Origin of the sequence: Siphonobacter sp. SORGH_AS_0500, from assembly GCF_031453245.1 — a bacterium.
Taxonomy (GTDB): domain Bacteria; phylum Bacteroidota; class Bacteroidia; order Cytophagales; family Spirosomataceae; genus Siphonobacter.
Map to the genome: position 1 here is coordinate 3,256,657 of NZ_JAVIYT010000001.1, position 12,107 is coordinate 3,268,763.

A 12,107-nucleotide genomic window follows, 5' to 3' on the forward strand; every position below is an offset into this window, starting at 1 on the left:
CAGGAACCAAAAGTCCAAGCCGAACGGGGCGAACCTGCCCGTTCGGCTTGGACTTTTTTCTTTTCGCACGTTCCTAGCTTCGCCGTCGAAACACACATACACCCCTATGAAATTGAAACAACTACTCTTGAGTCTGCTCCTATGCTTCAGCGTATCTGTCACGTTTGGGCAACATTCAGGCTCATTGACGGGACGTATTGAGGACGAAAACGGTCCCTTACCTGGAGCTGCCATTCGTATAAAAGGTACTTCGCAGGGAACCGTAACGGATCAAAGCGGGGCCTTCTGGCTAACGAATATACCTGCGGGTTCTGTTACGCTGACTGCCGGATATATCGGATACAAAACGGTAGAAGTAACCGTACAGGCCACTACTGGCGAAGTGGTAGTTCCCATCATTAAACTGACTCCCGAAGGAAAAGCCCTGTCGGATGTCGTCGTTCGGGGGACGATGGCGGCTTCGCAAATCAAGGCGATCAGCATCAAACGAAATTCCCTTGCCATGATGGACGTGATGGCCGCCGATGCCATCGGAAAATTACCCGACCGTAACGCCGCCGAAGCCGTTCAGCGGATGCCCGGGGTGGCGGTTGCTCGCTACCACGGCGAGGCCGATCAGGCTACCGTACGGGGCGTGCCCTTTAGCTGGACATCTACCCTACTCAATGGAACCCGGATGCCGAGTGCCAGCGTGGGTGGTAGCCGAAACGCGGTACTCGATGCCGTTCCTTCCGAGATTATCCAGTACGTACAAGTTGCCAAAGCTCTTACGCCAGACATGGAAGGTGATGCCATTGGCGGTTCGATCAATTTTGTTACACGGGTGGCTCCTGAGTTTCGTAAGCTGAGTGTAAGTGCGGCGGGTGGATATAACCATTTCTCGAAAGACGGGACGTATAACGCCTCCATTACCTACGGCGACCGCTTCCTGAAAGGCAAGCTGGGCGTAATGCTGACGGCGGCCATCTGGGATCGGCAATGGGGAACGGATGAGTATGTGGTTTCTTACAATACGGCTCTATCGGTTCCGCAGCAACGGTATTCGCTCAACAGTTTATTGCTGAAACGATACATGGGCAAACGCCAGACGTATGGCCTTAATGCTGGCCTGGAATACCGTTTCAACGAAAAGCATCGCCTCTTTGGCCGGGCCTTGCACGACAAGTTCAATGATATTCGCCCTGTGTACGAATCCTATCTGCTTTTCAATACTAATGAGTATCAGTTGAACTATCGCTACTCGTACTATCAAACGCGAATTGACGGGGGCGAAATCGGCGGCGAACATCAACTGGCTTCGCGTTTGAAACTGGACTGGTCGGCTTCCCATTACGTCAGCGAATACTACATGGATACGCCTCCTACGTTGCCTAAAGATAAACGCGGATTACCCATTGCCACTTTCAAACAGAAACTAACCAAAGGCTTCGGCGGTCTGGCTTCGGATGGAAAACGGTATCTGTCTTTTGATTCTCCCAACGGCGTCGGCGACGATCCTATGCATATTCTTCCCCGTCTCAACGATCCAACCGAGTTAATGAATCCCAATCAACTGACCTTACGCCAGTTAGTGCTGTATCAGTTGGGAACGAAAGAAGCAGATCAGATAGCTCAGGTTAATGCGAAATACGACCTTTCGTCACGTTTTTCGCTGAAGGTGGGTGGTAAATTCCGTCATAAGTACAAAGAATCGCAAAATGCAGCTCAGGTGTACTTGCCCAATGCAGCACTGGGTATCCCCGGAGCCGCTCCCCTGGTCTCACTGAGTCAGCTGGAGCGTACGGAATTTCCAGTTCGTCAGAATTTCTTCCAGAATCTGGGCAATGGTTACGATGCGTTAGCCATCAATAGCCTGACGAAAAATCAGTTATTCGATCTTTTCTCCCCTCAGTTTCAGCAGACCAATCAATTCCGGGATGTTACCCCCGTTTCCAATGCCACCGGCCGTTTCAATGGCACCGAAAATGTACTGGCTCTGTATCTGATGGGTGAATGGAACGTTACTCCCAAACTAAAACTGTTTGGCGGCGTGCGTAACGAACATACGGCAGTCGCTCTGAACGGCTCTTCGTACAAACGTGAAACAGTTACAACGAACGGGCAGTCGAAAAGTGTAGAAACGGTAACTCCCACTACGGTAAAGAACAATTACGATGCCTTTTTGCCGATGCTTCACCTCAAGTACACGCCGACGCAGAAATCGGTCATTCGGGCGGCCTTCACGCGTACTTTCATTCGTCCCAACTTCTCGGACCTGAATCCGGGTGAAAATATTAATACTACTACTAATCCGATTACTATTACGCGGGGTAATATCAACCTGAAACCCACCTTCGCCAGTAATTTCGATCTGATGGGCGAATATTACTTCGATAATATCGGCTTACTAACGGGTGGCTTGTTCTACAAAAAAATCAAGGACTATAGTTTCAGTAACCAGACGGTAGAAACCTACAACGGCGTACAGGCCTTGGTTACCCAGCCTCAAAATCTGGGAAATGCTTCTTTAAAAGGAATTGAATTGAGTATTCTCCGTCGCTTCAACTTTCTGCCGGGCTTGCTAAGTGGCCTGGGCCTTGAGCTGAACGGTACAGCTATTCAATCGTCGTTACGAGTACCCCGGCGGGTGAATAATGAAACGCAGTACGAAATAACCTCGTTACCCAATCAGTCGAAGTTCCTCTTCAATTCCATTCTGTTCTACGAACGCAAGGGCCTGACCATTCGGCTGGCCGGGAACTTCCGGGGCCGTTCCGTCGAAACGATCAACCAGCAGCTAGGACCCGATTTCTATACCTGGACGGATGATAACTTCACACTCGACGGCTCAGCCGCCTACACGATCAACCCAAAACTCCGGGTATTTGTAGAAGTCAATAACCTCACCAACGAACCCGTTCGCATGTACATGGGCAAACCCGGACGAACCACCAGCACCGAGTGGTATTCGCAACGCGGGCAGGCGGGTATTCGCTGGGACATTTTCTAATCGCCTAATCCGCTTTTTTGACTCCTTTTTTCTTACGTATGAAAAAGACATTCATTCTCCTTGCTTCACTCTTGGTTTCGGGAACCGTTTCTGCTCAGCAAGATACGCTTGTGTATAACGCACGCCGGGCCGTAACTCTGGAGGGTAGCTCGAATTTTCGTGACCTGGGCGGCTATCCTACGCGGGATGGGCGTCGGGTACAATGGGGCCGGATTTATCGCTCGGCAGATATTAGCAAGCTTAGTGATAAGGATTTGAAAACACTGGAAGCCGTGCACCTGGCCGTCGACTGCGATTTGCGGAGCCCCGAAGAAGTGCAGAAGGCTCCCGACCGTATCCCGACGGGCGTGCAATACGTTCATTTGCCCGCGGGTAGCGAACACATACAGATGGCAAAGTTTTACGAGGCGATGCAGAAAAGCACCCGGAAAGATACTTTACTGTTGCAAACGTACCGGAGTACTGAACACCTGAAAGCCAAGTACAAACCGCTGTTCGATCACCTGTTATCGCTGAAAGGGAACGAATCCTTACTCTTTCACTGCACCGCGGGTAAAGACCGTACGGGTATTGGAGCAGCTTTGGTTCTTTCCGCTCTGAACGTAGATCGACAGACGATTTTAAAGGATTATCAGGCAACGAATCAGTTCTGGAAAGCAGACCGGGAACGGATGCTTCAGGGCATGGCTCAGCAGGGGCTGAACCCCGAGGCTGCCCGCTCTTTGCTGGATGCGAATCCGGCCTATCTGGAAAGTACCTTTCAGGCCATCGACCAAAAATACGGGAGCATGGATCGATTTCTGGAGAAAGAAATGGGGCTAACGGCCCGTAGTCGGAAGGCCTTGCGTGATCAGTTTTTGAAGTAATGGATGATCGTTCTGTAACGAAGCGGCCCGGTACTATTGGTACCGGGCCGCTTCGTTACCATGACTGTTTATTTCTTCCGAATATAAATCGCATTACTCACTGGACGTTCACCGAGGTGATCGAACATTTTATTATCCGACGGCATATTCACCACCCCTTTATACGGCTGACCGGCAATCACCATCGTTGAGGAACCGCCCCCGTCGAGGTTTACGGCCCGCTCACAACGCAGTTGTTTCAACAAAAAGGCGAGTTCATGCAAAGACAGCCCTTCTGCCTGGGCATTGCGACCGTCGGCAGTTAATAAAATCAAATGTTTTTCCCTGGTAATACAGGCTGCTGTTCGGGGATGGCGGTTATCATTGAATGCATTCTTCTGCAAGGGCACTATTTCGCCATCCCACACTAATAAAGGTCCCGTTACCATGACGTTAGGGGCATTCAATTTTTTGTCCCAGCCATACTGCCTACCCGGCTCTGACGTAGGTGCTCTCTCGATGGTAACCTTTCGTTTCCGAATGGTAATAGCCGCCTGTTTATGTTCCATTAATGGTTTCCCGGGCGTATAAAAAGTGCTATCCAGCACTACCCCGTCCAGCTTGATCTGATCTTCTGAACCCTTCTGTTTTACGAAGAAGAACGTCCCATTGACGGCGGCCACTGCTCCGGCTTTCGTCAGTAAATCACTCGTCGGAATCAACTTCCGCACGGAATCACCGGGCGTATCCGCGGACACGAAACCGAAACTAACTCGCCGATTTTTCAGCTTCGTATCCAGAATATTGATGTTCTGGTTGGAATGAAATAACTCTTTCTCTTTCAGATGAGCCTGTTTCCAGGTAACTCCGGGAGCCACATCCAGAAAATTCCAGGTAGCTTTGAGTAAGGCCACAGAATCAGCGGAGAAAGGATGCTGAGCCACTGCCGGCGGTAAGGTCAGCATGATCCAGCATAGAATAAGAATTGAGGTAGATTTCATGGCAGTACTAGCTATTGATGTCCATAAGTAACTCAAAAAAGGACAGGATTCCTATCAAACAAACAATCTCCCGGAAGATAACTCACGGGAGATTGGTAGTAAGGGTGGTCCGTCGATCGATGGATAGTCAACGTTTTACAACCGAACCGTCTATTATTAACTACTTACAAGAACATCCTGCTTATTTGGCTCCGATGTAACGTTCGAAGAATTCATAAATCCGCAGCATTCGGTCGATGCGTTGACGAACGTTACCCGAACGGCTCAGTTCGTGCGTGGCTCCGGGCATGCGTACGTATTCAACGTCCTTACCCATGATCTTCATGGATTTATACATCATCTCGGATTGAATAACACCCGTGCGTAAATCGTTTTCGCCGTGTTTAATTAACAATGGCGTGCGAATCTGATCGACGAATGTATAAGGTGAGTTAGCCTCCAGAACTCGATCCTTTTTATCCAACCAGGGGTACTGGAAATAGTTGGGAACCAACCGCCAGGCATTGCCTTCGCCCAGGAAGGTCGTTAAATCATAAACGCCCCGCTGCGAAAAAGCAGCCTTAAACCGATGATCGTGACCGACGATCCAGGCCGTTAGGTAACCGGCATAACTACCGCCCGTAATGACCTGACGAGAGGTATCCGCCCAGGATTCTTTCGCGGCTTCGGTAGCGGCTCTTAACACGTCAGAAGCGGGACCTGTGCCCCAGTCTTTAATATTTCCCCGTTGAAAATCAATGCCGTAACCGCCCGAACCGCGAGGATTGGCGTAAACGACTCCGTATCCTTGGGAACAAAAGAACTGAAACTCATGCCACATACTGGCTTCACCGGGGCCCCACATGGCCGTCGGGCCGCCGTGCATGTTCAGTAATAAAGGATATTTTTTACCCGCCTGAAGCTGGGCTGGTTTCATAATCCAGTATTCTATAGTCTGGCCTTTTTCGTTCTGGAAGGTACGTTTTTCAGGAATACTGATGGCCTTCTTTGAAACCCAGTCATTCAGGTTCGTTAATTTCTGAGCGGATTGTATGGCTTTCTTCAACTCGGCTGTTGACCATTCCGTAGCCTTTCCTTTTTTAGCGGTTCCGGCTACTGAAGTCCAGTAGACTTCGTTAGGTGCCGTTACCTGCGTTTTAACGAAAATGAGTTTATCTCCTTTCAGGTCAAAATCCAGAATGCCTGAATCAAAATCGGATAAGGTTTCAACTTGATTCGTAGCTGCATTAATGCGGTATAAAGGTTCGCCACCGTTGGAAGCCGCCGTGAAGTAAACGTATTTCGAATCATTAGACCAAACAAAACCCGAAGCCGCCCGGTCGAAGGAAATAGGCGTAGGTTTGGCCTCGCCCGTAGTATTAATAATGTTAACCTGAGCAAGATTAACGCCTTCAGCGGGCGAAGTCAACACGATCATTTTCTTACCATCCTTAGAAATCGACGAAGCCATGGCCCGCTGATTTTGGGGTACGAAGAAATCCTTTTGTTCGCCCGTTTCTGGTGAAATCTGAATGATCTTGCTGGTTTGTTCCCGATCCGGGTGAATCGCGGCTTGCTGACCCGTTGTCGCAAATAGTACTTTCCCATCCGTACTCCAACCCGCGGGCTGAACGGATTTAAAGCCCGTTGTTAATACCTTCGGCTGGGCTCCCTCCTTCAATTCAACCAAACAAATGTGACTAAACGTTAACTCCGGTTGCGTGGTAGCTTCGCCCTGGAAGTTCAGTCGGTTGATAACTTTGGCTTTTTTATCCACTACGTCCTGATCCAGAAAAGCCCGGATTTCAGCAATGGAACCGTCGGGGTTAGGCTTTACTTTCGAATCGGGTTTCAGGAAATTATTATCCCTAAAGCCGGGTTTTTCGAAGGACCACTGAGGCACCGTTTTAGTCGGGTTGAATAAACTGTCTTTTAGTAATTCATTCAAACCTAAACTAACCGAGAAAGCTATTTTAGAATGATCGGGCGAGAGATAAGCGGCTCCAATGCCATACTTCCAGTTGGTTAACTGCTTGGGTTCTCCCCCATCGAGCGATAACTGAAATAACTGCAACTTCCCTTTCACCGGACGCATGAATAGCAAAGTCTTTTCATCCTTCCAGATGCCGCGACCTACACTTTCTTCCCCCTGCGTTAGCTGACGGGCAGGATTTTTAAAATCCGTAATCCATAAATGAGTGCGGTAGTTATACTCCCACTTTTTCTCATCATCGGCCTGAGTGGTCTGCACCGCATAAATGGCCTTGGAGCCATCGGGCGAAAGAGATACGCCGGAAGCAGCCTTCAGACGGGTCAGGTCCGTTACGGTAATTTTTTCGTTTTGGCTCCAGCTCAGGTACGGCAGAACCGTGAGGACTAATAAAAATCTAAACTTCATAGAGAGAAGAAGCGTTTTCAGGTAAGACCGACTATTTTAGTCAGTTTCGCAATGGTTTTTCAATTGCTAAAAGTACGGAAGAAAAGCGGCTCCCTGTGCCTCAATAGATCAGATTGGGGGGGATGACTTCAAATGAGAAGATTTTGGCTACTATTCCTGATTTTTAAGTCTTACTTTTGAATTCGCTTAAAAACTAAAAAACAGCTCCGCAAGACAGAACTGTTTTTTCCCTTAACCAAAACTTTGTAAAAATTCTACGGGTCAAAATTATGTCAATTCTTCAAGCTATCGTATCCCACATTTAGGGGGATATATAGAAAAAAACGAGGGGATTTACCTGGGTAAAGCGGGTAAATCGTGCCGAAATACATGCGAAAGTTACTAGTAAGCCTGTTCTTATTATGGATCTGTGGAACCGGGTTAGCCCAGCCTAAGCCGGTTTTGCTGGATCAGTATTCGGTCAATGAGGGGCTGTCCCAGAGCGAGGTAACCTGCCTGCTGAAAGATCAGCGTGGGTATGTCTGGCTGGGTACTCAAAACGGCTTGAATCGCTTCGATGGGCACCAGTTTGTGCATTACCATCATCAGCCTTTTCAGGCTCATAGTCTTTCCAATGATTATATTCTTTCTTTGGCAGAAAGCCGTCAGCAGATCTGGATCGGCACTCGTCAGGGTTTGAACCGTCTGGACCTGGCCACTGGACTTTTCACCCGTATCGGCGAAACGGATCTCTCCTATAAAATTACCGCCAAGGCATTAGCCGTAGATGCACAGGGCTTTATCTGGGTCGGCACAACCAATGGGCTTTTCCGGGTTTCTCCTAACGTGGGGCAGGATTTTGATTTCAATCATCTGCTCCACACCTCCAATTACGTATTAAAAGATCGCTCGATTCAGGCCCTGAAGGTGGACAGCGATGGTTTTTTATGGGTAGCTACGAACCGCGGACTTTATCGAATTTCCCCGGAAATCAATCATAGAAGATCCGTAACTCGCTGGAAATCGTGGGGTACCCATGTGTACGCCATTACACAAGATCACCGGAAACAACTCTGGGTGGGAACGGATCAAGGACTCAACCGTGTGGATCGTCAGTTGCCCCATCGCACCACCTTAGCATGGGTTTCTCAGAAACCCGTCCTGGCTTTACTGGCCAGCCATCAGAACCAGCTTTGGGTAACGGTAGCGAACGAAGGCGTGTATCGGTTTGATCTGCGTAACCCTCTTGAATTACCCCTCCTCTCCCAATGGATCGTTGATGACAGGACTCGAAAGGGACTCAAGAGCAACCGGGTTACCTGCCTCTTTGAAGGTCCCGATCCGAAAGAAGATGTGGTATGGATGGGAACTCGGGATGCGGGCGTACAGGCCTTCAGTCAATCAAAAAATAACTTTCAGCACTGGGAATCCTTCATTTCTCCCGCCTCTTCCCTACAGTTATTCTTATCTGTTTATACGGATAAATACCAGCAACTGTGGATGGGCAGTTATCATGGACTTTATCGCATCAACCGAAATACGCTGGAAGCCAAGTCTTATCCCGATGCCGGATTGGGTGGGGCGATTCATGCGTTTCGGGAAGATCATCAGGGGAACCTCTGGATGGGAGGCGAAGAAGGTTTATGGCGTTACAACCGCTCGGCGGATCGTTTTGAATCCGTTTCTTTAGGGCATGAAAATGTTCAGGTCAAGTGCTTGTTTGAGGATCGGCAACGGAACCTCTGGATTGGAACGGATAAAGGAGTCTTTAAACGCAACCAGAACGGCGTACTCCATCGCTTTCATTTTCATTACGACGGACCCGTTTCAACCGTTGAAGCAATTCATGAGCAATCAGATGGCTCCATTTGGGTGGGAACACTGGGCGGTCTTTTTAAAATGGACCCTCGTGGCACGATCAGCTCTTTTTATAACAAAACCGACGATGCTCATTCCTTGCTTAGCAATGAGATTTATGACTTGCACGCCTGCCGCAACGGGCAATTCTGGATCGCCAGCAGCAAAGGCCTGAGTCGGCTTTACTTTGAGGGAGACCGGGCTCGTTTTGAGCACTTTACCGAAGAACAGGGCTTGCCTAACAACGTGGTTTATGGGTTACTGGAAGATCCCCAGGGCCGTTTGTGGATGAGCACCAATAAAGGAATCTCCCGCTTCGATCCACGCACGAAAGCCTTTCGGAATTACGCTAGTTCGGATGGCTTACTCTCCAATGAATTCAACGTAGGAGCGTTTCATCAGAGCGATGACGGAGAGTTTTTCTTCGGAGGAATTGGTATCTTAATCAGTTTTCATCCCTGGCAGTTAAGAGAAAGTCAGTTTCTGCCACCCATTGTGCTGACGACTTTCCGAAAATTCGAAAAGTCATTTGCTTTCGACAGTCTTCTGGCTGCCGATAAAAAGCTGAATATCAATTACAACGAAAACTTTATTTCCTTCGTTTATACGGCCCTTGATTATAAAGATCCGCAGAAAAATCAGTATGCCTATAAACTCGAAGGCTTTCAGGATGACTGGAATTACAGCGGTCAGCGACGTTACCTCAGCTTTTCCAACCTGAATCCCGGAGACTATGTATTAAAGGTAAAGGCCTCCAATGCCGATGGGGTCTGGAACGAACAAAAATTGCTGGAAATTCCGATTACCGTCATTCCCCCCTTCTGGCAACGCTGGTGGTTTTATATTTCCTGTGCTCTTGTGGCGGCAGCGGCTACTTGGTTGTTTTATACCTATCGTTTAAGAAATCAGGTGGCTCGGTTACTGGAACTGGAAAAGGTAAAGCTGGCTGAAAATGAACGCGTGCGAAAACTGGCGGCTCAGGACCTGCATGATGAATTTGGCAATACGATTACCCGCATTTCGATGTTGACCGAAATCATTAAAACCAAACTTCCCGAGCATTCGGATAACGTATTACCCCTGCTTACCAAGATCAGCGATAATGCAAACCGGATGTATCAGGGAACTAAAGATTTCATCTGGGCGATTAATCCTGATCACGATAACCTTTATGAAATTGCCATTCGTCTGAAAGACTTCGGGGATGACGTTCTTGACAAGACGGGCATTCGCTTTGATATTGAAGGGTTAACCGAAAGTCTGAAAGATTTTTCTTTACCCATGGGAGTTAGCCGACACGTAATCTTTCTTTTCAAGGAAGCCATTAGCAATACGCTAAAACACGCCCAGGCCACCGAAACCAGACTGATTTTTAAGCAGGAAAACAACCGGCCTACTATTCAGTGGATTGACAATGGAAAAGGCTTCGAGTCCAGTAAGCGAATGACTGGAAATGGCCTGCTGAACATGGAAAGTCGTGCCCGAAAATTTAATGGCACCCTACAGGTGATCAGTGCATCGGAGGCGGGGACAAGCATTACCCTGTCTCTTCCGGCACCCGCTAAAAAGTAAAACTCTTTCCGCTTAATAAGTCATTTCTCCGATTATACCATTAAACATGTATTACCGGAAAACTATGCTTTATCTTTAGTATCTTTTTAAAAGCCATGAATAGTACTTTATCTGCTCCTCAAACGATTAATGTATGTATTGTTGAAGACGACTCCGTCATTCGTGAAGGATTTGCTCTGTTAATCAATAGTACCTCTGGATTTCGAACTGTCCAGACCTATTCCAGCTGTGAAGATGCTCTTCTGCACTTGCAACAGGATAATCCCGATGTCGTATTAATGGACATTGAATTACCCGGCATGACCGGCATTGAAGGCATTACCAAAATCAAGAAAATCCGACCCCAGACGAATATTATTGTCATTACCGTCTACGAAAACGATGATCTGGTATTCAAAGCTTTATGTGCGGGTGCAGGTGGTTACCTGACTAAAAACATGCCTCCAAGCCGATTACTGGATGCTATTCAGGAAATTCAGAATGGCGGTGCTCCTATGAGTACGAACGTAGCCCGAATGGTGGTACAATCCTTCCAGAAAAATCGAAATTCGCCGCTTACTTCCCGGGAAACGGAAGTGCTGGAATTACTGGCCAAGGGCAAAAGCTATTCGACTATAGCGGATGAACTTTTTGTAGATAAAGAAACCATCCGCACCCATATCAAGAATATTTACTGGAAACTCGAAGTGCATTCCAAAGCCGAGGCTATCGAGAAAGCCACAAAAGAGCGTTTGATTTGATTATAAAAAAAGCCGTATAACGATTGAGGTTATACGGCTTTTCTTTTACCCTATTCTTCGCTGAATCAGTCGATTGACGCCTTCGTAAAAAATCTTCGGCTTTAAAGTACGCCAGTTAGGAATTTCTTCCAGCGTACCGCCGTAGTTGATGTAATAATCCAGGTGATACTTGGTAAATTCATCCTGAACGAAATCGCGAAAATTAAGAGCGACAATCCAGCCGTCCTCTACTTCTTCAAACCATTCGGCGTAATAATCGTCGTCATTACTTCCGTGGAAATTAAAGACGTTTTCACCAATTAAGATGAATTTATTAATTCCTTCTGAAAGTAAGGGGTCGATGACGTTACGTTTGAAGAACATAATATCATTATGCAAGGTATCATTCCACTCGCCCAGTAACTCAATCACCGTGAAGTTTAATTCATAGTCAGCGAAAAGAATTTTACAATAGAGCGTCTCAGAACCGATTTCATCCCAATTAGGATGGATGTAATAGTCATAAACGGTATTCTCATATTGTTGATAATTGTACTCTCGGTTATGGAAAGGCGATTGTGGATCATCCGCAGCTACATAATATTTCTCCCATCCGTAAAAAGGCTCGATATCCTGCATGATCTGGTTTCTTATGGTTTGATATGAATCATTATAAACTGTCAATCAGTTCATTACAAAAATTATTATTCCGCATAAATTCATAAAAATTGGAATTTGTTATACCAAATCCTGTTGACTGATTGCTTT

7 protein-coding genes are annotated in these 12,107 nt (G+C 47.4%); 4 read left to right on the plus strand and 3 right to left on the minus strand.

Features of this window, described 5'->3' with window-relative positions; translation table 11 throughout:
• The first annotated feature begins 106 nt into the window (after positions 1-106).
• Complete coding sequence (locus tag QE357_RS13945) at positions 107-2,989, plus strand: TonB-dependent receptor (RefSeq protein ID WP_309708488.1); 2,883 nt, start codon at positions 107-109, stop codon at positions 2,987-2,989.
• 38 nt (positions 2,990-3,027) lie between these two features.
• Complete coding sequence (locus tag QE357_RS13950; protein WP_309708491.1) at positions 3,028-3,855, plus strand: tyrosine-protein phosphatase; 828 nt, start codon at positions 3,028-3,030, stop codon at positions 3,853-3,855.
• Positions 3,856-3,923: 68 nt separating this feature from the next.
• Here the strand turns inward: QE357_RS13950 and QE357_RS13955 are convergent, their stop codons facing one another.
• On the minus strand, positions 3,924-4,835 hold the full coding sequence (locus QE357_RS13955; RefSeq protein WP_309708495.1) for a phosphodiester glycosidase family protein: 912 nt from the start codon (positions 4,833-4,835) through the stop codon (positions 3,924-3,926).
• A gap of 181 nt (positions 4,836-5,016) precedes the next feature.
• Complete coding sequence (locus tag QE357_RS13960) at positions 5,017-7,212, minus strand: S9 family peptidase (protein ID WP_309708498.1); 2,196 nt, start codon at positions 7,210-7,212, stop codon at positions 5,017-5,019.
• Between the two features lie 369 nt (positions 7,213-7,581).
• Between QE357_RS13960 and QE357_RS13965 the strand changes: the two genes are divergently transcribed.
• Positions 7,582-10,620, plus strand: a complete 3,039-nt coding sequence (locus QE357_RS13965) for a two-component regulator propeller domain-containing protein (protein WP_309708501.1) — start codon at positions 7,582-7,584, stop codon at positions 10,618-10,620.
• A 95-nt stretch (positions 10,621-10,715) separates the two neighbouring features.
• Positions 10,716-11,360 (plus strand): response regulator transcription factor, encoded by a 645-nt coding sequence (locus QE357_RS13970; RefSeq protein ID WP_106635828.1) that lies wholly within the window; start codon positions 10,716-10,718, stop codon positions 11,358-11,360.
• A 45-nt stretch (positions 11,361-11,405) separates the two neighbouring features.
• Here the strand turns inward: QE357_RS13970 and QE357_RS13975 are convergent, their stop codons facing one another.
• Positions 11,406-11,978: a hypothetical protein gene (locus QE357_RS13975; protein WP_309708505.1), complete on the minus strand. Its 573-nt coding sequence runs from the start codon at positions 11,976-11,978 to the stop codon at positions 11,406-11,408.
• Between the last annotated feature and the right edge of the window lie 129 nt (positions 11,979-12,107).